The sequence below is a fragment of the Nocardia sp. NPDC058666 genome (assembly GCF_042714895.1).
Taxonomy (GTDB): domain Bacteria; phylum Actinomycetota; class Actinomycetes; order Mycobacteriales; family Mycobacteriaceae; genus Nocardia.
In genome coordinates, this window is sequence record NZ_JBHXRY010000010.1 from 88,896 (window position 1) to 111,625 (window position 22,730).

At 67.7% G+C, this 22,730-nt stretch carries 19 protein-coding genes; 10 read left to right on the plus strand and 9 right to left on the minus strand.

Going from position 1 to position 22,730, the window contains the following annotated elements; translation table 11 throughout:
* Positions 1-258: 258 nt before the first annotated feature.
* From ACFWVD_RS21215 to ACFWVD_RS21225, 3 genes are all read left to right on the plus strand, one after another.
* A complete protein-coding gene (locus ACFWVD_RS21215; protein WP_379245298.1) occupies positions 259-1,254 on the plus strand; it encodes a ParA family protein in 996 nt (331 codons plus the stop codon).
* Between the two features lie 53 nt (positions 1,255-1,307).
* The gene (locus tag ACFWVD_RS21220; protein ID WP_379245300.1) at positions 1,308-2,351 is read left to right on the plus strand and encodes a ParB/RepB/Spo0J family partition protein; all 1,044 of its coding nucleotides are present in this window, start codon (positions 1,308-1,310) and stop codon (positions 2,349-2,351) included.
* Between the two features lie 94 nt (positions 2,352-2,445).
* Positions 2,446-3,156, plus strand: a complete 711-nt coding sequence (locus ACFWVD_RS21225) for a GNAT family N-acetyltransferase (protein ID WP_379245460.1) — start codon at positions 2,446-2,448, stop codon at positions 3,154-3,156.
* Between the two features lie 62 nt (positions 3,157-3,218).
* Here ACFWVD_RS21225 and ACFWVD_RS21230 read toward each other — a convergent pair whose 3' ends face one another.
* From ACFWVD_RS21230 to ACFWVD_RS21265, 8 genes are all read right to left on the minus strand, one after another.
* A complete protein-coding gene (locus ACFWVD_RS21230; RefSeq protein ID WP_379245302.1) occupies positions 3,219-4,433 on the minus strand; it encodes an N-acetylmuramoyl-L-alanine amidase in 1,215 nt (404 codons plus the stop codon).
* A gap of 132 nt (positions 4,434-4,565) precedes the next feature.
* The gene (gene trxA / locus ACFWVD_RS21235; RefSeq protein ID WP_379245304.1) at positions 4,566-4,892 is read right to left on the minus strand and encodes a thioredoxin; all 327 of its coding nucleotides are present in this window, start codon (positions 4,890-4,892) and stop codon (positions 4,566-4,568) included.
* Positions 4,893-4,920: 28 nt separating this feature from the next.
* Entirely contained in the window at positions 4,921-5,907 is a 987-nt protein-coding gene (gene trxB, locus ACFWVD_RS21240; RefSeq protein ID WP_379245306.1) for a thioredoxin-disulfide reductase, read from the minus strand.
* Positions 5,908-6,020: 113 nt separating this feature from the next.
* The gene (locus ACFWVD_RS21245; protein WP_379245308.1) at positions 6,021-6,773 is read right to left on the minus strand and encodes a hypothetical protein; all 753 of its coding nucleotides are present in this window, start codon (positions 6,771-6,773) and stop codon (positions 6,021-6,023) included.
* 83 nt (positions 6,774-6,856) lie between these two features.
* Positions 6,857-7,414: an RNA polymerase sigma factor SigM gene (gene sigM / locus ACFWVD_RS21250; RefSeq protein WP_379245462.1), complete on the minus strand. Its 558-nt coding sequence runs from the start codon at positions 7,412-7,414 to the stop codon at positions 6,857-6,859.
* A 333-nt stretch (positions 7,415-7,747) separates the two neighbouring features.
* A complete protein-coding gene (locus tag ACFWVD_RS21255; protein WP_379245464.1) occupies positions 7,748-11,359 on the minus strand; it encodes a murein biosynthesis integral membrane protein MurJ in 3,612 nt (1,203 codons plus the stop codon).
* A 1,149-nt stretch (positions 11,360-12,508) separates the two neighbouring features.
* Positions 12,509-14,962 carry a DUF6049 family protein gene (locus tag ACFWVD_RS21260; RefSeq protein WP_379245310.1) on the minus strand — a complete coding sequence of 818 codons (2,454 nt, stop codon included), beginning with the start codon at positions 14,960-14,962 and terminating at the stop codon, positions 12,509-12,511.
* On the minus strand, positions 14,959-15,414 hold the full coding sequence (locus tag ACFWVD_RS21265) for an NUDIX hydrolase (protein WP_379245312.1): 456 nt from the start codon (positions 15,412-15,414) through the stop codon (positions 14,959-14,961). Before ACFWVD_RS21265 ends, ACFWVD_RS21260 begins: the two co-directional genes overlap by 4 nt.
* A 295-nt stretch (positions 15,415-15,709) precedes the next feature.
* Between ACFWVD_RS21265 and ACFWVD_RS21270 the strand changes: the two genes are divergently transcribed.
* Positions 15,710-17,176 (plus strand): CCA tRNA nucleotidyltransferase, encoded by a 1,467-nt coding sequence (locus ACFWVD_RS21270; protein WP_379245314.1) that lies wholly within the window; start codon positions 15,710-15,712, stop codon positions 17,174-17,176.
* Here ACFWVD_RS21270 and ACFWVD_RS21275 read toward each other — a convergent pair whose 3' ends face one another.
* Complete coding sequence (locus tag ACFWVD_RS21275) at positions 17,177-17,992, minus strand: hypothetical protein (protein ID WP_379245316.1); 816 nt, start codon at positions 17,990-17,992, stop codon at positions 17,177-17,179.
* A 138-nt stretch (positions 17,993-18,130) separates the two neighbouring features.
* Between ACFWVD_RS21275 and ACFWVD_RS21280 the strand changes: the two genes are divergently transcribed.
* The 6 genes from ACFWVD_RS21280 to ACFWVD_RS21305 all read left to right on the plus strand — a co-directional run bounded on the left by ACFWVD_RS21280 (position 18,131) and on the right by ACFWVD_RS21305 (position 22,715).
* Positions 18,131-18,529: a molybdopterin-binding protein gene (locus ACFWVD_RS21280; RefSeq protein WP_379245318.1), complete on the plus strand. Its 399-nt coding sequence runs from the start codon at positions 18,131-18,133 to the stop codon at positions 18,527-18,529.
* The gene (modA, locus tag ACFWVD_RS21285) at positions 18,526-19,269 is read left to right on the plus strand and encodes a molybdate ABC transporter substrate-binding protein (protein ID WP_379245320.1); all 744 of its coding nucleotides are present in this window, start codon (positions 18,526-18,528) and stop codon (positions 19,267-19,269) included. Before ACFWVD_RS21280 ends, modA begins: the two co-directional genes overlap by 4 nt.
* A complete protein-coding gene (locus tag ACFWVD_RS21290; protein WP_379245322.1) occupies positions 19,266-20,096 on the plus strand; it encodes an ABC transporter permease in 831 nt (276 codons plus the stop codon). The genes modA and ACFWVD_RS21290 overlap by 4 nt, the downstream gene beginning before the upstream one ends.
* Positions 20,097-20,116: 20 nt before the next feature.
* The gene (locus tag ACFWVD_RS21295) at positions 20,117-21,241 is read left to right on the plus strand and encodes a sulfate/molybdate ABC transporter ATP-binding protein (protein ID WP_379245466.1); all 1,125 of its coding nucleotides are present in this window, start codon (positions 20,117-20,119) and stop codon (positions 21,239-21,241) included.
* Positions 21,242-21,302: 61 nt separating this feature from the next.
* Positions 21,303-22,052 carry a LamB/YcsF family protein gene (locus ACFWVD_RS21300; RefSeq protein ID WP_379245324.1) on the plus strand — a complete coding sequence of 250 codons (750 nt, stop codon included), beginning with the start codon at positions 21,303-21,305 and terminating at the stop codon, positions 22,050-22,052.
* Between the two features lie 12 nt (positions 22,053-22,064).
* Complete coding sequence (locus tag ACFWVD_RS21305; RefSeq protein WP_379245326.1) at positions 22,065-22,715, plus strand: allophanate hydrolase subunit 1; 651 nt, start codon at positions 22,065-22,067, stop codon at positions 22,713-22,715.
* Positions 22,716-22,730 lie beyond the last annotated feature (15 nt).

The following is a 22,730-nucleotide window of genomic DNA, read 5'->3' on the forward strand; positions in this document are numbered from 1 at the left end:
ACGGGTCCACTCCCCCTGTTTCCCGTGAAACATCGGTCCGGGGGGTTAATTCTTCGGTCTTGGGTGTGTCTTGCTCGGCGAGCCCGCGATTCAGCTTTCCGAAACGGGTTGGGGCTGGCAAGCTGTCAGAGTCGGGCGGGAGCGAGCCACCCTCCTCGAATCTTCGAGTTCTCCACCGACACTGTTTGTTTGTGACGACACGGCGCCGACGCTCGTCGGGGGTACGTGATCTGAAGTTTCTCGGGTAAGGAGCAATCTATGTCGAGCGGTCCGGCGAATGTTTCACGGGAAACAGCGTCGCGGGTCCCGGGGATGCTGGATTCCAGCAGCTTCGACGCGGAGACGTTCGGGAACACTCCTTTCGGGCACATCTCCCCGGCCGAGACCCCGATCGCGGCGGAAGCGCAACGCGCCAGCCAGATTCTGCATCCAGGAAAGGTCACTGTGCCGAAACCCCGTGAGCAACGGATCATCACGATCGCCAACCAAAAGGGTGGCGTGGGTAAGACCACCACGACGGTCAATCTCGCTGCGGCGCTAGCGCACCAGGGAATGACGGTCCTGGTGGTCGATCTTGATCCGCAGGGGAACGCGAGTACGGCGCTGGGCGTCGCGCACCAGTCGGGTGTGCCGTCCAGCTACGAGTTGCTGATCGGCGAAGTGACGGTCAAGGACGCGATCCAGGTGAGCCCGCACAGCGAACGTCTGCTGTGTGTCCCGGCCACGATCGACCTGGCCGGCGCGGAGATCGAACTGGTCTCGATGGTCGCGCGGGAAGGGCGGTTGAAGACCGCCATTCGCGAGGCGAGCATGGCCGGATTCGACATCGATTACGTGCTGATCGACTGCCCGCCGTCGCTGGGTCTGCTCACGGTGAACGCGCTCGTGGCGGCCAAAGAGGTCCTGATTCCGATCCAGTGCGAGTACTACGCGCTGGAAGGTGTGGGTCAGCTGCTGCGCAATATCGGGCTGGTGCAGGCGCACCTGAACCCGGAACTGCACGTGTCCACGGTCCTGCTCACTATGTACGACGGCCGCACCAAGCTGGCCGATCAGGTGGCCGAGGAGGTGCGCAATCACTTCGGCGACATCGTGTTGAAGTCGATGATCCCGCGCAGCGTGAAGGTCTCGGAGGCGCCGGGCTACGGCATGACCGTGCTCGATTACGATCCGGGCTCCCGCGGTGCGATGAGTTACATGGACGCGGGCCGCGAGCTGGCCAGTCGCGCGCAGCTCGAGCAAGACGCGTCGTAGCGGTGAGTGTGAGTGGGAACGCTGTGTGTGAACGAGGAAGGGATCAGTAGCCGATGAGTCAGGCGAAAAAGGGCGGTCTGGGTCGCGGGTTGGCGGCATTGATCCCGACGGGTCCGGCCGTGGCGCCGGGCTTGAGCAGTGCCGCCGCGAGCGTGATCGGGATCAATCCGATCGGCCCGCAACCGGCGGAGGCGTTCCTGCATCGCGTTCCGGACGTCGAGCCGGAACCCGAGACCGACGCCGCGGCCGAAGCGGAACTGGTCTCCCCCGGCGGCGCTGTGTACCGGGAGATCCCGGCGGAGCAGATCGAGCCGAACCCGAAGCAGCCGCGTCAGGTCTTCGAGGAAGACGCACTGGCCGAGCTGGTGCACTCGATTCGCGAGTTCGGGCTCATGCAGCCGATCGTGGTTCGCCGGGTCGATCCGGGCGTGGACAAGTTCCAGTTGGTCATGGGCGAGCGCCGGTGGCGCGCGTGCCAGGAGGCAGGACTCGCCGCCATCCCGGCGATCATCCGCGACACCGACGACAGCTCGATGCTGCGCGACGCGCTGCTGGAGAACATCCACCGCGTGCAGTTGAACCCCCTCGAAGAGGCTGCGGCGTATCAGCAGCTGCTCGAGGAATTCGATGTCACCCACGAGGAACTGGCGTCGCGAATCGGTCGCTCCCGCCCCGTGGTGACGAATATGATTCGCTTGCTGAAGCTGCCGATTCCGGTGCAGCGTCGGGTGGCGGCCGGAGTGCTGTCGGCCGGACATGCCAGGGCGCTGCTGGGTTTGGACGCGGGTGCGGACGCACAGGAAGTGTTGGCGGCACGGATCGTCGCCGAGGGATTGTCGGTTCGGGCCACCGAGGAAGCGGTGACGCTGGCCAACCGCAACCCGTCGGAGGTCGCTCCCCTGGTGCCCAAGCGCAAGCCGATTCACATGCCGGGTCTGCAGGAAGTGGCCGAGCGGCTGTCGGGTTCCTACGACACTCGGGTCACGGTGAGCCTGGGCAAGCGCAAGGGCAAGATCGTTGTCGAGTTCGGGTCCGTCGAAGATCTCGAGCGCATTGTGGGGCTCATGGAGCAAGTCGGATCCGAAACGTCACTGTGACTGAAAGAGGCAGCAGGACAGTGGATAGTGATGTGGCGTGAGCGTGGATGAATCCGAAAGCTGGCGGCTGAACCGGGCGGCGCCGACCAGCGTCATGGCGTTGACTCTGGACGGGCTGGGACAGCTGCCCGCACACACGCGACGATGTGTGTTCTGGGAACTGGACCCGGCCGTGGCCGCCGACTCGCACGCGTTCAGCGATCCGGTCTTCGAAAAGGAAGCCTGGCTGTCGACGGTGATGCTCGAGTGGGGTTCGTGCGGGCAGGTGGCCCACGTGGACAACAACCTCGCGGGCTGCGCGCTGTACTCGCCCCCGAGCGCGGTGCCGCGGTCGTCGCTGTTCCCCACCTCTCCCGTGAGCCCGGATGCGGTCCTGCTGACCACGCTGCAGGCCGAATTCCCCTACGACGAGGCCGATGTAGCCCACCACCTGGTTACGGCCGTGGTGGGCGATCTGGTGCGTCGTGGCGTGCGGGCGTTGGAGGCGTTCGGCATTCGCAACGGTCCCCCGTCGAGTTCGGTGGCCGATCGCGGGTTCGGGTCGTCGATGCGGTTGATGGAACGCATCGCGGCGCCGCTGCGCGATCCGTCGTCGGCGACCCGGTGCAGTCCCGAAACCTGCATGATCGACGCGGACTTCCTCGCCGAGGTCGGCTTCGAAGTCGTTGCCCCGCACCACCGCTTCCCCCGGCTGCGACTGGAGCTGGACTCCGATCACGGCTGGAAGGAAGACGTCGAGCGCGCGTTGGATCAGCTGCTCGCAGCCGCGTCGATGGAACCGCCGACGCGCGTGGGCGTGCACTGAATCTCGGACGAACGAATAAGGGCCCCGCGAGAAATCGCGGGGCCCTTATTCGTTGACAGTAATTACACGCGAGGTGCCGGAACGTTGTCCGCCGCCGCCAGTTCTTCGGCCAGCAGTTCGGCGAAGGTGTAGGTGCCGGTGGGCTGGTCGTCCTGGCCGAGCAGATACAGGCGCTTCACCGAGATCAGAATCGCTTCGGCGATCACGTCGCGCATGCGCGGGTTGGTGAGCACCGAGGCGTCGTGGGAGTTGGTGAGGTAGCCGAGATCGACCTGCACGGTCGGCATCTTGGTCAGCCGCAACAGATCCCAGGTGCGCTGATGCGTGCGGCAGTCCTGCACCGAGGCGCGGGCCACCACTTCGCGCTGGATGAACCCGGCCAGCACCTGACCGATCATCGACACCGAACCGTGCGAGTTGCCCCAGTAGAAGCCGGCCACACCTTGCGCGGACGGGTTGTCACTGGTCGCGCAGCGCAGCGAGATCATCAGATCCGCGTCGAAAGCGTTGGAGGTTTCCGCGCGTTCGACGTCGGTGGGGTTGGCGCCCCACGGCCGGGACAGGAAGGTTTCCATGCCCGTGGCGGCCATCCGGCCCTCGAGCCGCGACGCCAGATCCCACAGGATCTCCGACTCGAAAACCTCGCCGAATTCGGTGGGCACCGCGAAACCCTTGTCGGTGCCACCGAATCCGGGGTCGATGACGATCCGCTTGCCGGTGAGCTGCGGGCCCGCCCGGTGCACCACTTCTTCCTCGGCGATGCGATGCGGGTTGCCGCCGGTGACGCGCGCGCCCAGCAGATCCAGCGAGCGCAGGGTGTCGGGTCCGCAGATGCCGTCCGCGGACAGGCCGATCTCGCGCTGGAACGCGCTGAGCCCCTCGTGCGTGTGCGGACCGAAATGGCCGTCCACCCGGTACACGTAGAAGCCCAGATCCTGCAGCTTGCGCTGCAGGGTGGCTACGTCGTCACCGTAGAGCGGTGCCGACAGTTGGTAGATCAGTGTGCGAGCACCCAGCCGGTAGGAGGCTTCCTTCAGCGCGCGATAGGTGGCCGGACCGACCACCCCGTCGACGAGCAGTCCGCGCTGCTGCTGGAACGCGCGGATCGCCGAATCGAGGGGCCGATCGAACACCGCCTCGGTGTCCTTCCAGAACTCCCCCACGTCGGACCCGTCTTGGGAGTCGCCGTGGGGCAGATGCAGAAGGCCGAGGCTTGCGAGGGTGCTCCGAACCTCTGCGACGGCTGGTCCTGAATCGCCGTGACGAAGTCGGTGCATGCGTAAGAGCCCTTTCTTCGGCCGGAGCGTGGCCTCGATTGTCTCAGACCCGGGCCGCTTTGCGGGAATCCCGGGTCCAGGCATCCTACGGCGCGTCGGCCGGTAGGAGGTGCTTTTATCGGACGCTCTGTGTTAGATGAGGCCGTCGAGTTCGCGCAGCAGAGCGGCCTTGCCCTTGGCTCCCACGATCTGCTTCACCGGCTTGCCACCCTGGAACAAGATCATCGTCGGCAGCGACAGGATCTGGTAGTCGCGGGCGGCGCCGGGGTTGGCCTCGGTGTCCAGCTTGGCCACGGTCAGCTTGTCGGCGTGGGTGCCCGCGATCTCCTCCAGCACCGGGGCGACCATCTTGCACGGGCCGCACCAGTCGGCCCAGAAGTCGACCAGTACCGGCTTCTCGCTGAGCAGCACGTCGTCGGCGAAGGACTGGTCGGTGACCGTGATGGTGTTGGCGCTCATGGCTTCTCCTGTTTTCAGTTGGGGGTTTTCAGTTGGTGGGGACCGCGGCCGAGCCGTCGGCGTGGTCGAGCGTGTTGGCGGTGATGTCGCCCTGTTCGGCCAGCCAGCGTTCGGCGTCGATCGCGGCGCGGCAGCCGGTGCCCGCGGCGGTGATGGCCTGCCGGTAGGTGTGGTCGACGAGGTCGCCGGCGGCGAACACGCCTGCCACGTCGGTGGCGGTGCCCGGCTCGGTCACGCGCACGTAGCCTTCGCCGTCCATGGCGACCTGGCCCTTGACCAGTTCGCTGCGCGGGTCGTGGCCGATCGCCACGAACAGGCCGGTCGCGTCGAGCTGCGACTCCTCGCCGGTGCGGGTGTCGCGCAGGGTGAGGCTGGTGACGCTTTTCTCACCGTTGACCTTCACGACCTCGCTGTTGAGGCGGAACTTGATCTTGTCGTTGGCCTTGGCCCGCTCGAGCATGATGCGCGAGGCGCGGAACTCCTCGCGCCGGTGCACGATGGTCACGCTCGCGGCGAACTTGGTGAGGAAGGTCGCCTCCTCCATGGCCGAGTCGCCGCCGCCGACTACGACGATGTCCTGGCCCTTGAAGAAGAACCCGTCGCAGGTGGCGCAGGCGCTCACACCGCGACCCAGCAGTTCCTGCTCCCCCGGCACGTGCAGGTAGCGCGCGGCCGAACCCATCGCCAGGATCACCGCGTAGGCGGAGAACGTCTCGTCGCCGACGGTGACCTTCTTGACGGTGCCCGACAGGTCGATCGCGTCCACGTCCTCGGTGCGCAGCTCCGCGCCGAACCGCTTGGCCTGGTCGCGCATCTGCTCCATGAGGTCGGGCCCCATGATGCCGTCGCGGAACCCCGGGTAGTTCTCCACCTCGGTGGTGGTCATCAGGGCGCCACCGAACTGCGTGCCCTCGAAGACCAGCGGCTTCAACTCCGCCCGTGCGGCGTACACCGCGGCGGTGTACCCGGCAGGTCCTGAGCCGACAATGATCAGGTCGCGAACTGGCGTGGTCATGAGGCCCTTCCGAAAAAGCATCTGGGGAACGTCTCGGTCAACACCAGCCTAATCGCTGTTGTTCCCGCCCCCGGGCCGGGTAATCCTCGTGCCCGCGCACTCCGGGGAAAGCTCTACCCGATATCCCGCACGGTCAGCTGCTGCGGTGCCCCGGTAGTGCAGCCGGTCCCCACGACAAGCGCCGTGATCGTCGGCGCGACCGCCCCCTGCACCAACACCAGCACAGCATCCGCCCCCCGGAACGTCATATTCGTCGCCCCCAACACCCCCCGATCGATCCCATTGGCCCGCACACACCGGGTGAGAGCGGCCTCGTCCGCCAGCGGCCCGACCACGTCCCGCTTACCCAACGCCCGCAGAGCAGCAGCCGTGTTGAGCTCGTCGGGCCGGTCGGGTTCGGTGATCGGTGCGGCAGTCGGCGTGCCCTCGGTGGTGTCGAACATGCTGACCATCGCACCGCCCCCCGCGAGCACCGCCACCGTCGCGGCCGCCGCGGCGAGCAGGCCCATCCGCCGCCGAGCCCGGTACCGGTCCATCGGAATCACAGCCGCGACCCGTTCGGTGGTTTCGTCCGGCCGCATCGGCGTGATCCGCTCGGTGGGGCCCTCCCCCGCGTCGAGTTCGGCCACGAATCGGAACATCCGGTCGGCCACGTCGTCGGGCATGGGGTGCATGATCCGGTCGTCGGCGGCCAGTGTGCGGAGGTGGGTGTTCACCTCGTCGAGCTTGTTCAGGTAGTGCAGCGCGTCTACGTCGGTGCGGACCATCGGCCACAGTTGCTCGCGCAGATCGGGCGCGAGGTTGTCGGCATGCAGATCGGCCAGCAGTTCCGACGGGAACGGAGGCTGCGGTACGGATCGAGTCACCCTCGCACCTCCCCTGTTCTGTCGATATCGGATCGCAGGATTACATCGCTGACTTGTTCGTCACTGTTTATGACGCATCTCGACTAGTTCCGGTTCCCTGGATCCCGGAAAAATTCCAAACGTTCTTGCAAACGTACGCGCGCTCGGGCGCAGCGGCTCTTGATGGTGCCTTCCGCCACGCCGAGCGCAGCGGCGGCTTCGGCCACGCTTCGCCCCTCCATTTCGGTCATGACCAGGGCCAACCGCTGTTCGTCAGGGAGGGTGAACAACGCCTCGCTCACCACCGTCGACAGTTCGTAGTGGCCGTACGCGTCGTAGGGGTCGACCGCCTCGGGCATCGTGTCCGGTGTGATCCATACCGCACGGCGGGTCTTGTTGCGCCGGATCCGGTCCAGGCAGGCGTTGACCACGATGGCGTGCAGCCAGCTGCGGACCTCGGATTCGGCGCGGAACGAGTCGGCGGTGCGGTGGGCGGAGAACAGCGCGTCCTGCAGGCAGTCGGCGGCGTCCTCGCGGTTGTAGGAGGTGCGCAGCGCGGTCTGCCACAGGTGGTCGGAGTGGCGGCGCAGCAGTTCGGCGAACACGTGCGGTTCCCCGCGCACGTGGGCGGCCAGCAGTTGTTTGTCGCTGCCGTTCTCCAGCAACGAGCGGACGTGTGACGCCCCCTGCCGTGGCGACGCACCACGGACTTGCTCGTTGACTTCCGACGACAAAACGGACCCCTAGACAGCGCTCATGACGGCGACTTCACGTCGGCGAGCGAGCCGATCCATCACCTGACTACTTACGCGGCGTCCAGGATCGACGTCGACAGATCCTGGGGAGCTCCCAACCGAGAGCGCGGGGCTATCGTACCGTCGATAACAATTGGGCACCAACCGGACCGCGGTTCGGTGAAGATCGACAAAGGGCCGAGGAAAGTTCTCCCACCTGCACTGATGCCGGTGGCGACGGGTTTTTCGGAGCGGGCCGTATTACGGAGCGGCGTCGAAGCGGACGTCGGCGATCGCGGTCTGGAACTGCCCGCCGGAATTGGCCAGCCCGGTGATCCACACGAGCACGAAACGCGCGGCCTGATCGGTCTTGACGGCGATGTCTGTGACCCCGTCGCCCAGCGTGGCCGAGCCGATCAGCTGGGTCTGATCCAGCGTGGGCGTCTCGGTGGGCGAGGTGCGGATCTCCACGGTGCTGCCCGCGCTGGGTGAGGTGATCGACACATTGGTCAGCTTGGCCGGGGTCGGCAGCGTGGCCAGCAGCCCCACGCCCTTCTTGAGGGCGGGGAACTGCTGGAAGTACTGGTCGGTGCGCCACAGCGTGGTCGCGTTGTGGTCCAGCACCGCGCCCGCCGCGGCGGCACCGTCGGGGGTGCCCTCCGGGGAGAACACCGCGGCACCGGTGACCGGCACCGGCACACTCGTGGGCGGTGCCGCGGGATCGGAGGCGGGCGGTGCGGACGCCGCGGGCGGCGCCACACTCGAGGTGAGCCCGATATTGATCTGCTGGTCCAGCGGCTTGTCCGACGCGCCGGGCGCGAACACGCTGACCATCCACCAGATCAGCACGCCGACCACCAGCGCGGCCAGCACGCCGAGGCCGACCATGATCCACATCATCCGCTTGGAGCGTTCGCGTTCGGCGGCGAGCAGTTCCGGGTCGGCGAGCGAATCGGCACCGGGTGCCACCGCTCGCTGACCCAGTCGTAAGACCGGAATGAAATCGGTCTTCTGATCCACGACCGACGCCTGCTCGAGCACGTGCTGCACGGTCGCGGCGGTGCGCACACCCTTGTTGGATTCCAGCGAACGGACCGCGACCGCGGAGATCTCGAACGGGACCTCCGGCCGGATCTGCCGCGGTTCCACCGGGGTGCCGTCGGGGCCGAAGTCGGCCAGGCGCAGGCCGCCGATGGTGGCAGCGTTGCCGGTGACACCGCCGACCCGAAGGGGCCAGCGCGCGGTGATCAGGGCGTAGAGCATCGCGCCCAGGCCCCGGACATCGGATTGCGCGTCGGAGTCGCCGAGCGTGGCCGGGAAGGCGAGCACGGCGTCACCGGAGGCACTGATCCGGATCCGGTCGGGATGATCGATCGACAGCGAACCGCCGCCACGGTGGGCCAGTTCGGCCGCCGAGGCCAACGCCCGGATCGCCCTGGCCGCGCCGATCGGCGACGGCACGGTCTCGGCCATCTCCCGCAGCGAACGACCGGGGGTCCACTCGGCCACCACGATGCCGCCGGAGCTACCGCGCACCACATCGAGCACGCGCGCCAGACCCGGCGAGTTGATCCGGCCCAGTCGCAGCGTGCGCGACAGCACCGCCTGCGGCCCGTCGTGCCCGGAGTTCTCACTCGCGGACTGATCGGCGTCCACGAACGTCAGCGCGACCTCGCGATCGAGCTTGATGTCCAGCGCCTGCCAGAACTTCAGCCCGCGCGCACCGCCGTGCCCGGCCAGCAGCCGATAGCGGCCACCCGCCACGGACGCGCCGGGAATGAGCTTGGGACCGCGTTGCGCACGGTTGGCCGCGGCGCTGGGTGGCACCTGCGGCGGGATCGGCAACATTCCGGTGTCGTGCGTGGGATCGTGCGGCGGCATGGCCGGACGCGCTTGTTCGTCGTGCGTCTCGCGTTCGTCCGGCGCGTGCTCGGAATCCTTCGAGTCCGGCGCATCGGGCCCGACATCGGTGGACATTCCTGCTGCCGCGCGCGCCGCAGAATCAGCGGCCGGGACGCCGCCCACCGCGTCATCGCTCACCCTCGGTCCTCCTTCGGCCTGAAAACCCGTGTCGGTCTGCGGAACAGCGTACGGGAACTGTGGTTTACCGGTGCTGTCAACAGCCCCCGGTCGGATTACCGGCAGCACCATGGTCTGGGTGTCCAAAGACTGGCCGTATGCGGGGAATCCGTACGTATCGGGTCTGCGCAGGATGGTGGTCGCGTAGATGTCGTCGGACGGGGTGTCGTCGAGTCCGAGATCGGGCGCGGGCGGGGTGATGCCGAGCTTGCGCGAGACCGCGACGGTGATCGCGACGACCTCGGGCACACCGGCCAGCCGCATCAGGGCAAACGCCACGGTGAACATCACGATCGCGCCGACGGTGACCCGCAACAGCGACGCGGGCCCACCCTCGAGCTGGTCCATGCGGGTGACGGTGTCGACGATGAGCATCACCGCGCCACCGGCCACCGACGCCAGCACCACGCGGGTCACCGTGCGACCCACATTGGACATGCGCAGATCGCCGAGACTGCGGTGCAGCAGGATGCCGCCGATGATCGCGCCCGCGGTGAAACCGAGTCCGGTGGCCACGCCGAGGATGATCACCACGTCGTCGCTGTCGCGCGCCAGCACCGGTGCCAGGCAGGAGAACAAGATCTTGATCGCGGTGATGCCCAGGATGATCCAGGTGGGCGTCCACGCCTGTTCGCGGGCGTAGAACACGCGCAGGTGGATCAGCACCAGCGAGTACGGGATCAGCGAGAACGCCGACCAACTCACGGCCGCGCCGAGGCGTTCGGCGTCGCCGGCGAACCGGGCGTAGCCATACAGCGCCTCGCCGACCTGCGGGCCCGCCAGCGTCAAGAACATGACCACCGGGATCAGCGCGATCATGGTGAGCCTGGTCGCCACCGACAGGTCGTCGACCACCGCGGGGGTGTCGTCGTTGGCGGCGTTGCGACTCAGGCGCGGCATGATCGCGGTCAGCAGGGTGACGCCGAGGACGCCGTACGGCAGTTGCAGCAGCAGCCAGGCGTTCTGGAAGATCGCCGGACCGGCCTCGTCGGCCGAGGACGCGATGTGGTTGGCCACGACCAGGCCGACCTGGCTGATCAGCACGTACAGGATGATCGCGCCGCCCATTTTGCCGAACTGCTTCAGGCGCGCGTCCACTCCCCACAGCGGTCGCAGGTTGATGCCGTGCCTGCGGATCGCGGGCAGCAGACTCAGCGCCTGCACCGCGACACCGGCGGTGATGCCGATGCCAAGCGTCAACAGTTTCGGGTCGCCCATTCGCACCGGATCCAGGCTGATCTCGCCCGGGGTCAGCGCGTAGACCGCCAACACCACCAGCACCACGATGTTGTTCAGCACCGGCGCCCACGCACCCGGTTTGAACGCCTGTCTGGTGTTCAAAATGGCGGTGAACAGCGCGGACATGCCGTAGAACAGGATCGCGGGCACCAGCAGGTAGGTCAGCGCGGTGGTCAGATGGGTGTTCACCTTGCCGTCGGCGGCGACGAACACATGCGTGGCCAGCACCGGGGTCGCGGCCAGGGTCAACACGGTCGCGGCGAACAGCACCGTGAACGCGGCGGTGACCAGTCTGCGCACGAACGCGGCGCCGTTGTCGGCGTCCTCCTGTTCGGCGCGGATCAACGTCGGCACCACGATCGCGGTGAGCACGGCACCGAGCACGAGCTCGGCGATCATGTTCGGGACCAGGTTCGCCGAGGTGAACGCACTGGCGATGGCCGGACCGAGCACGGTCAACAGCAACAGCTGCTTGGCGAACCCGGTGATCCGGCTGATCAGCGTCGCGACGGCGATCGACCCGGAATCCTTGAGCAGCTTCGCGTTGGCACTCATCGGAGCGGCGCCCGCCGACTCCTTCTCGGCGGACACCTTCTTGGGCCGCGCGATGACCTGAGTCCGTTCGGACGGATCGGCTACCCGACGATCGTCGACGAATCCGGCAGGCTCACGCCGAACCTGACCAACGGGCGCAGCCGGCATCCCGGGAAAACTCGGACGCGGCGGCGCGGGCCGAGTCGGCTCCGGCGGACCCTGCCGACGATCGAAACCCTGCTCCGGCCGAGCCTGCCGCGGAATCGCACCGGACTGCGGCCCACGCGGCGGCCCCGGACGCTGCTGCGGGAACTCGCCCGAACGCGGGGCGGGACGTTGCGGAGGTAAAGGACGGCCGTCGGGGCCGAACGCGACCGCGCGCGCGGGCGGACCAACCGGTCGCTGCGGCGGGCCGGGTCGCTGCGCAGGCCCTGGGCGCTGCTGCTGCGGGAACTCACCCGAGTGATTCGCCTGACCGGGTGGCCGTTGACGAGGAGGCGGTCCGGGGCGTTCGCCGTGCGGCGGGCGCTGCTGGTCCGGTCCGAAGTCGGCCGGTCGGGGCGGCAGGTTCGGTTCCTGGCGGAATCCACCTTCGACGCGACGGTCGGCGGGAGGCTGCGGCACATCGCGGTCGGGTCCGGGCCGGAAGTTCGTCGGTGGCGGTTCGGGTCGATAGCGCGGCTCGCCCGGCGGCATGGCAGGTCGAGGACCCGCACCCGGCCGGTCGGGGGTCGGACGTGGTCCGGCGGGCTGGTCAGGCCGGTATCCGGCCGGTTGCTGAGGCGCTGCGCCGGGATGACGCGGAGGTTGACCGGGCGCGGGCGGACGGGGCATCCCCTGCTGGTCGAACTCCCGCGCGGGCGGACGTCCATCTCGCGGCTCGGGCCGATATCCGGGCCGTCGATCCGCGTTCGGCACGGCTTCGTCGCGGTCGGCGTCCTGTCCGGCGGTCATCGCGCGCTCCCACGGCGCGGCGGGGGCCCGGCGCAGGGTCGGGTCGTCGCGATGGTCGTCGTGGTCGCGCGGATGAGCGGAATCATCGTCGCTCATCATGCCTCCTGTACCCGGCGTAACCCGCGAATCCCGCCGGTCCGGTGAGCGTTTCGCTCACCCGTGCCACTGCTGTCCTTGTCTGTCATGGTGCCTGTCTCGCGCGTCAGGCGGGTGGGTTCACTGCCGTTGCAGCCGCGCACGTGCTCGCCGCAGTCGGCCGGCCCGTTCGACGGTGTCGGGGGTGAACCCAACGTCTGCGGGGTCGGGTTGGCCGCGGAACCGCCGCAGCAGTCGGCGGCCGGCCAACAGCAACAGCAGTATCGCGGCACATCCGGTAATTATGGCCAGGGCTTGACCGTAGGCATTGGACCGGACGGAGACCGAGGTGGGCTCGCCTAGCGTGATGCCGTCGGGGGTGGTAAGGCTGATCGGAATCACCAGCTTACGGCTGTCGGACACTTCGGTCGGTATCTGAAATGACCGAGTTCCGGACGGTGGAAGCAGCTGTTCGCCGATATCGGTGATGTTCGTCTCGGCCGGTGCCTCGATCCGGAACATCACCCGGATCGCCACGGGCAGTTCATTGCGCGCGACCAGCAACAACGGGCTCTGTTCCGACGCCAGCGTGTACACCCCGCCCGGCGGCAGCACCGACACCGAGGCGAACATCGCGTCCAGTTCGCGGGTGGCCTGGTCGATGCGGCGTCGCGCGTGCAGGTCGGCGAGCGTGTCGTTGTCGGCGCGTCGGTCGGACAGGCTCAGCGCGCGCAGCAGATCCTCGCGCGCCGGTGTCATGAACGCGAGCGGCGTGAGTTCGGATTCCGGTAGTTCGACCAGCGCGTTCATCAACTCGGTGACCCGGGCACCTTGCGCGCGCACCGGCTCGATGAACTGCTGCGGCGCCGCGTCCTGAGCGGCGCGCGGCAGATATTCCAGGGTGAACGGTTGCGGGTCCGGCGGTGTCGCGACGAGTTCGGCGAAACTGCGCGGGGTCGCGAGCTGATTGCGGGTGAGCAGTTCGACGTGCTTGAGCAGCGCCACGCCCTCCTCCCGACTGGCCCCCCACTGCTGCGGCGGCATCAGCAGCTGCGATCGCGGCCGGTCCGGTGCCGGATTGAGCGAACTCCACGCGATCGCGCCGAGTGCGTCCTGCAGTCGGGCCGCGCGCGAGTCGTTGGTGACGTCGAACCGCACTTTCGACGGTGTGAACGACGGCGTCGGCGGACTCGAACCGACCGCGGCCAGCGCCGTCGCCGACCAGATATCGAAGGTGGCCACCCGCAGCGCGGGATCGGTAGGTGAGCCCGCGGGCTGTTCGACACTGACACCGGGCACCCGAACGACATCAGGCGCGGCCTGCTCGCCACCGACGACGACACCGGGCGCGAGCGTGGTCGGCGCGGTGGTCAGGGCGTTATCGGTATCCACCGGCACCCCGTCACTCGACACCGCCGAACTGGCCAACACCGCCGTCCCGAACCCATATCCGCGCAACAAGTGCCCGGCCGGATCGTCGATGGTGCCCGAATCGGGCAGGCTCACCCCGCGCATCGACTGGGTGGCCAGAATCGAGTCGACCACGTCGGCGGGCGCGAGCAGGGCCCGCGCCGACAGTCCCGGATCGTTCACCGCGGCCAGCGCCGAGATGTCGACCTGGGCGAACGGCAACGCCACCGTGCACATCGACCCGGCCAGCGCCCGCAGCCGGTCCAGCCACTCCTGCGCGGCCACGGCCCCTGTCCCCTCTCGGGTGGCGCCGCTGGGATCGGACGGGCTGGCCAGCACCCGGTAGCCGCGCGTCATGGTCTGCACGGTGGACACCAGATCGGGATCGATGGCGATGCACACCGACCCGGCCACCCCTTTGTCCTTGCCGGGCGCGGGGGCCACGGATTCCAGCGCGGCGACCAACTGTTCCAGCCGCCCGCCCTTGCCGACCGAGACCGCGAGTTCGTCGTCGAGCAGTTCGACCTCGCCGTGCACTGACCCCGGTTTGCCCGCGACCATGCGCGGCCGGTCGGCCAGCGGCCAGATCATCGTGGTCGCCACGGGCGCGACGGTCGGCGGTGCGGCGGCGGGTGGTTCGGTCGGGTCGGTGCCGGGCAGGCCGAGCACCGGGAGCAGGAAACGGGCGTCGTCGAGCCGGGCCTGCGTGCCGTAGGCGGGCTCACCGTTGACGTTGAGCAGCAGCGGATACACGCCGGGATCGGTCAGGCCCAGCGAGGCCTCCGACCCCGCGCGCAACGCGATACTGACCGAGAACTGCTTGCGCTGACCAGGATTCAACCGCTCGGTCACATCCTGGAACGGCCCCGTGACCTCGTAATTCACCTGGTCCAGTCGCAGCGAACTGCGCAACCCGCTGGGCGAATCGACCGCGGCCGCGCGCTGGATCCGCACGCTCACGTCGTCGACGGCCCGGTCGCCGATATTGGTGACCGTGCCCGAGATCGTCAGTTTCTGGTCGCTGCTGGTGGTGACCGTGCCCGGCGCCACCGCGTCCAGGGTCAGTTTGAGGAACTTCGGCGTGCCCGACCCGTCTGTTTGAGCGTGCGCGACCGCGGGCAGCAGCGTCATCGAACCCAAGATGGTCAGGACCGCCGTGATCAGCCGGAACAGTCCACCCGTCATCGCTTGCCGGTCTCCATCCGGTCGATCATTCGATTCGCCACTTCGGCCAACCGTCGTTCGTCGGCGTAGGCCAATCGGGAATCCAACTCGCTCAGCGGAACCCACGCAACCTGGGTGACCTCGACGTCGGCGTCGGACAGCTCACCGCCCAGACACCGCAGCAGGAAATGGTGCACGGTCTTGTGTACCCGCCGACCCTCGGTGACGAACCAGTAATCGATACTGCCCAGCTCGGCGACGACCTCACCGTCGATCCCGGTCTCCTCGGCGACTTCGCGGATGGCGGTCTGCTCGCAGGTCTCACCGGCTTCGATGTGGCCCTTCGGCAGCGACCACAGCAGACGGCCGCGTCGGTCGGTGCGGCCGATCAGTGCGGCAGTGCGCTGTTCTTTAGGTCCGTCGAGGCCTTCGACGACGAGACCACCCGCGGAAGTCTCACGCACGGTTCGCATACGCGGTTTTCCAGCATTGTTCGCCGAACCGCGCCGCCGCGGCTGGCGGCGTCGACTGTTCGCGCGATCGGCCGGAGGAGACACTCCGCCAGCTTAGCTGTGTTTATTTTTGCGGCACCTGCGGTGCCGCGGGGTTTGCGCCCCCTTGTGTCCCGCAGTTGGGAGCACGATTTTTGTTCCTTCGTCGCAAAAATCGCACTCCCAACTGCGGGACGGGCGCAAACCCTCCGGTGTTGGACCTACATACGGGGCGGTGGGCGCAATCGATTGGACGGGGTCGGTAAAGTCGACATTCGTGGTTTCCCCTGACGTTGTCCCTGATGCTGTGGCGGATCGTCGTGCTCGCCTGCTGGCGGGGGCGGCGGTGACTTTGGGGCAGCTCAGTGATGTTTTGGCGCCGTTGGGGGCGATGTTCGCCGAGCGGGGGCACAGTCTGTATCTGGTCGGCGGCAGCGTGCGGGATGCGGTGTTGGGGCGGCTGGGCAATGATCTGGATTTCACCACCGATGCGCGGCCGGAGGTTGTGCAGGAGTTGATGCGCGGGTGGGCGGATCATCTGTGGGATACCGGCGGCTTGGCGTTCGGGACGGTCAGTGCGGCCAAGGATGATCAGCAGCTCGAGATCACCACGTTCCGCGCCGACACCTATGACCGGGTGTCGCGCAATCCCGAGGTGACCTTCGGTGACACGCTCGACGGCGACCTGGTGCGGCGCGATTTCACGGTGAACGCGATGGCGGTGAAGATCGCCTCGGACGGGTCGTTGGAGTTCGTCGACCCGCTCAACGGCATCGACGCCCTGCTCGCGGGCGTGCTGGATACCCCTGCGCTGCCGCAGGATTCGTTCGACGACGACCCCCTGCGGATGCTGCGTGCCGCGCGCTTCGTGGCCCAGTTGGGTTTCGAGGTGGCGCCGCGGGTGCGGGCGGCGATCGTCGACATGGCCGAGCAGATCGACCGGATCACCGCCGAGCGGGTGCGCGCGGAACTGGACAAGTTGATCGGCGCCGACCACCCGATCGACGGCATCAATCTCATGTGCGACACCGGTCTGGCGCAGCGCGTGCTGCCCGAGGTGCCCGCGATGAAGCTCGAGATCGACGAGCACCACCAGCACAAGGATGTGTACCAGCATTCTTTGACGGTGCTGCAGCAGGCGATCGACCAGGAGGACGGCGACCCGGACCTGGTGTTGCGCTGGGCGGCGCTGCTGCACGACATCGGCAAGCCCGACACCAAACGCAACGAGCCCGCGGGCGGGGTGAGCTTCCACCATCACGAGGTGGTCGGCGCGAAGATGGTGCGCAAGCGGATGCGGGCATTGAAGTACCCGAAGGCGTTCACCGAAGAGGTTGCGCGCCTGGTGTTCCTGCACCTGCGTTTCCACGGGTACGGCAAAGGTCAGTGGACGGATTCGGCGGTGCGCCGGTACGTGACCGACGCCGACGACCTGCTCGATCGGCTGCACAAACTCGTGCGCGCGGATTGCACCACGCGCAACAAGCGTCGCGCGGCAGCGCTGCGTTCGACCTATGACGAGCTCGAGCAGCGGATCGCCGTACTGCGCGAGCAGGAGGATCTGGCGCGGGTGCGCCCGGATCTGGACGGCAACGCGATCATGGAACTGCTCGGTCTGCCGCCGGGTCCGCAGGTGGGTAAGGCGTGGAAGTTCCTGAAGGATCTGCGGCTGGACCGTGGTCCGATGACGCGCGAAGAAGCCGAAACAGCCCTGCGCGAATGGTGGGCGCAGCAGCAGTCCTGATCAGAACACGATCAGTGTTGTCCCGGCGATGATGGCGTCGCGTATCTGGGTCAGGTCGAACGAACCGGTGGTCTCGGGCAGTTCGAGCCGGAATTTCACCACGTCACCGCGCCGGTGCGCGTAGTTGATGCTCGCCCGGTTGGGCAGGTCGTCCAGCAGCAGCGCGGGCGCGGGCACCACGCGTTTGGGCAGGCGGATGCCGTACCAACTGGCCCGGTGGACGTCGAGGGTGAGCAGGTTGTCGTAGACCTGTCCGTCCACGATCGCGGTCATCTTGCGCGTGCGATGGGTGGCCACGATGCGGCCGCGCTCGTCCAGGCGCACCCGCCAGTCCAGGTTCTGCGCGTCCACCCAGTCCACCAGCGCGCCGATCCCGATGCTGCCCTCGATGTCGAGCTGCTGCACCCGCACCTTGGTCGGCACGCCGGGAATCAACCGCACGCCGTGCGCGATCACGGTGACCGTGTCGAACGGATGCGAGTCCCACACCAGGTTCGACAGCACCGTTTTGCTCTGGAAGTGAGCGCCGCGTCTGCGCACCTTGAACGTGTCGAGGGTGGCTGACAGGTCGTGGCCCAGCAGCGTGGCGTCGACTTCCTGGCCGCCGAAGCGGCTGAGAATGCCCTCGCTGAGCACGGTCAGCAGCACGTCGGGCAGCAGCGCGGTGACCGTGCCGGAGCCCAGATCGGCGACGGGATCGGCCCAGGACGTGGTGAAACCGAGCCACTGGTCGATCCAGGAGGGGTCGAGCAGGCGTTTGCCCATGTCGACAGCACCTGCCAGTGACCAGGACTTCGGATCGAAATACGTGGCCATGATGGATTCGAGCGTACTGGGCGCGACCCCCCGTGACCATGAAGTGTGACCGGATTAGGAGACATCACGACCGGTTGGTTCCGAAAATGCGGTGATATTTGCTTGTTGTAGACGAATCTGCGGATCTATCCTGTTCGCGTGGCCTCATTGCGAATCAAGGAAGCGGCCGATCTGCTCGGCGTCAGCGACGACACGGTGCGTCGCTGGATCGACACCGGCACGCTGACGGCGACCAAGGACGCGGCCGGGCGCCTGGTGCTCGACGGCCGGGAGCTGGCCGAACATGCCGTCGAGGCGGCGCGCACGCCACAGACCCAGGTGGGTAGTGCCAGTTCGGCACGCAATCGGTTCCCGGGGCTGGTCACGCGGGTGGTGACCGACACGGTGATGGCACAGGTGGAGATGCAATGCGGTCCTTTTACCGTGGTTTCGCTGATGAGCAGCGAATCGGTGCGCGAGCTGGGGCTGGAACCCGGCAGTGTCGCGCTGGCGAGCGTCAAGGCCACGACCGTGGTGGTCGAAAAGGCAGCACCGTGATCCGCCGGATCGCGCTCGTCGGTGCGCTGGCGGTGCTGGCCGCGAGCTGTTCGAGCGAAATTGCTTCGGACACAGGCAAATCGACTCTGACCGTGTTCGCGGCGGCTTCGCTGAAGAATGTGTTCACGGGACTGGAGAAGGAGTTCGAATCCGCCAATCCCGGTGTGGACGTGCAGATGTCGTTCGCGGGATCGTCCGATCTGGCAGCGCAACTCCAAGCAGGCGCTCCCGCTGACGTTTTCGCCTCAGCAGACCAGCAGACCATGGAAAAAGTGATCAAAGACGGTCGAATCACCGCAACACCAACAACTTTCGCCACCAACGTGCTCACACTGGTCACCGCACCGGGAAACCCCAAGGGCATCAACGGAATCAACGACCTCGCCGACGCCACCTTGGTCATCTGCGCCCCCCAGGTCCCGTGCGGTCGCGCGACGAAGAAGGTCGCCGACGCCGCAAACACCACCCTGCACCCCGTGAGCGAGGAATCGTCGGTCGCCGACGTGCTCACCAAGGTGACCTCCGGCCAAGCCGACGCCGGCTTCGTCTACGTCACCGACGCCGCGAGCGCGAAGGTAGGCGTTGTCGCCGTTCCCGAGGCATCAGTAGCCGTGAACACCTATCCCATTGCGGTGGTGGCAGATTCGAAGCAAGCAGCCACCGCGCAGAAATTCACGGACCTGGTCACCGGCCCCACGGGTCGTGCCGCGCTCACCGCCGCAGGCTTCGGCGCACCGTGACCGCAGCCGCGGGATTGCCTCGCTGGCTGCTGATCCCTGCCGTCGTGGGCTTCGCCCTGGTGGTGTTGCCCTTGGGGGCGTTGGCCTGGGGTGTCGAGTGGAGCCGGTTCCTGGAACTGGTGACCACCGAAGCATCAAGGGACGCACTGTGGTTGAGCCTGCGAACCGCGACAGCGAGCACAGTGTTGTGCCTGGTATTCGGGGTCCCGATGGCCGCAGTGCTGGCCAGGGCGCGCTGGCGAGGGCTTCCGGTATTGCGCGCACTTGTGTTGCTGCCCTTGGTATTACCACCGGTGGTCGGCGGCATAGCGCTGCTCTACACCTTCGGCCGACGCGGCCTACTAGGCGAACATCTGGAAGCAGCAGGGATCCAAATCGCGTTCAGCACAACAGCAGTCGTGCTGGCACAAACCTTCGTGGCACTCCCGTTCCTGGTCCTCACCCTCGAAGGAGCCCTGCGCACGGCAGGCAGCCGCTACGAGCAGATCGCCGCGACCCTCGGCGCGGGACCGAGCACCGTCTGGTGGCGGATCACCCTCCCGCTGCTGCGCCCCGCCCTGATCTCGGGCGCGGTCCTCGCCTTCGCCCGAGCCCTCGGCGAATTCGGCGCCACCCTCACCTTCGCGGGCAGCCTCCAGGGCCGCACCCGCACCCTGCCCCTCGAGATCTACCTCCAACGCGAAGCCGACCCCGACGCCGCGGTCGCCCTCTCGGTGGTGCTGATCATCGTCGCGGTGCTGATCGTGCTCCTCGCCTACCGCCGAACCAGCCCCATCCCCGGCACCCAACTGCGCAGCGGCACCCCTGCGCTGCGCGAGGTGAAGTGACCGTGGATTCCGAACAGTCGATGCCGCCGATCGCACCCGACGCGACTGCCAAGGGGATCGGAGCAGGACTTTCGGTATCAGCGCGAATACCCGCCCGCGACCTCGACATCCACCTCGAAGTCGCTCCCGGCGAAGTCTTGGCCGTCCTAGGCCCCAACGGCGCAGGAAAATCCAGCCTCCTCCAGGTCATCGCCGGCCTGATCACCCCGGACACGGGCCACGTCCGACTAGGCACCCGCACCCTCACCGACACCGCGAAGGCCATCGCACTCCCCCCGCATCGCCGCGGCATCTCCCTGCTCGCCCAGGACCCACTCCTGTTCCCCCACCTCACCGTCCGCGACAACGTCGCCTTCGGCCCCCGCAGCCGAGGCAACCGCGCTGCGCGAACAATCGCCGACAGATGGCTGAAAGCCGTCGACGCCACCGAATTCGCCGACCGCCACCCCGCCACCCTCTCCGGCGGCCAAGCCCAACGCGTCGCCCTGGCCCGCGCCCTGGCTGTCGACCCGGACCTGCTCCTGCTCGACGAACCCATGTCCGCCCTCGACGTCGACGTGGCCCCCGCCATGCGCACCCTGCTGCGCGCAGTCCTGCGCGACGATCCCCCCCGCTGCGCCGTGCTGGTCACCCACGACATCATCGACGCCATCACCCTCGCCGACCGCCTCGTCATCGTCGAAGCGGGCCGCGTCGTCGAAGAAGGCCCGGTCGCCGAGGTGATGTCGCACCCACGCAACCCCTTCGCCGCCCGCATCGCCGGCCTGAACCTGTTGCGCGGCACCGCGTCGAAGCAGCTCACCGAAGGGCCGACACTGGGCACCGTCCAGGTCGACGATTTCGCCGTAGACGGCTGCGTCATCGGCGAACTCCGCCCCGAATCCCCTGCGGCGGCAGTGTTCTCCCCCGCCGCGGTCTCGGTCTTCCGCACCACCCCCGGCGGCAGCCCACGCAACGTCTTCACCGTCGACATCACCGAGATCACCGACCGAGGCGGCATCGTCCGAGTCCGCGGCGACGCACCGCAAGCCCCCGGCCTGTGCGCCGACCTGACCCCCGCCGCCGTCGCCCAACTCCAACTCACCCTCGGGGCGCAGGTCTATTTCGCCGTGAAAGCCACCGAGGTCCGCGTCTACGCCTGCTGACGCGCGGATAACAGTTCGGTTCAGTTCGTTCGTGGTCGATTTGTCGGGGTACATTCCCGGCATGCCGCTGGATCTGAACAGTGACCTGGGCGAAGGCTTCGGCCCGTGGCGGATGGGCGACGACGCCGCCATGCTCGACATCGTGACCAGCGCGAATATCGCGTGCGGTTTCCATGCCGGCGACCCGTCGATCATGCGCCGCACCTGCGAGCTCGCCGTGGCCAAGGGGGTGCGAATAGGCGCCCACGTCGGTTACCGCGACCTGGTCGGTTTCGGCCGCCGCGAGATCGCCCTCTCCCCCGCCGACCTGCGCGACGAGGTGCTCTACCAAATCGGCGCCCTCCAAGCCTTCGCCACGGCCGCGGGCGACCGAGTCCGCTATGTGAAAGCCCACGGCGCGCTCTACCACGCGGCAGCCCGCGATCGCCTCCTCGCCGAAGCCCTGGTGGCCGCCGTGGCCGAGGCCGACCCGAACCTGGCGCTGCTCGGCCCCGCCGGCACGGAGATGGAAACCGCCGCCCACAACCTGCGTTTCGTCGGCGAGGGTTTCGCCGATCGCGCCTACACTGCAACAGGTTCGCTGGCCCCGCGCGGTGTTGCCGGGGCGGTGCTGTCGGTCGACGATGCCGTGGCGCAGGCGATATCTCTTGCGCTGTCAGGGACCGCGCGTACCGTAGACGGTCCCGGTACGGTCGCCGTGTCGGCGGCCAGTGTGTGCGTGCACGGCGACTCTCCGGCAGCCGTGGATATGGCGGGCCGGATCCGGGTGGCGCTGCGCGAAGCCGGAATTCCGGTGCAGCCGTTCAGCTGAAGGGGAGGCACGATGGACTGGAACACGCGGATCCGACCGGCGGGCGACCGCGCCATGCTCATCACCCTCGATGACCCGCGCCCGGTGCAGCGGCTGGCCTCGGCGTTGCGGGTGCACGCCATCGCCGGCGTGGAAGACGTGCTGCCCGCCGCGGAAACCGTGCTGATCACCATGCATTCGGTGAACTACGGCACGCAGGTGCGCCGCGAGTTGATCTCGCTGCTGGACCGGTTGGATCAGCAGCCGCCGCAACCGGATGTTTCCCGTGGAACAGTGGACGAGAACATCGTGGAGATCCCGGTTCGCTACGACGGCGAGGATTTACCCGAGGTCGCCCGGCTGCTGGACCTGTCGATCCCCGAGGTGATCGCGTCGCATACCGGCACCGTCTGGCACTGCGCGTTCGTCGGTTTCGCACCCGGTTTCGGTTATCTCACCTCCCCGGACGGCAGGCTCACGGTGCCGCGTCGAGCCCGCGCGCGCACCGCCATCCCGCCGGGTGCGGTGGCCTTGGCCGCTGGTTACTCGGGGGTATATCCGCGCGGCACGCCGGGCGGCTGGCAGGTGATCGGCACGACCGATCTGCGAATGTGGGTGGTGGACCGCGATCCACCCGCGCTGGTTCGGGCGGGTTCGGCGATTCGGTTCGTCGCGTCCGAGTAAGAGCCGTTTCGGCGG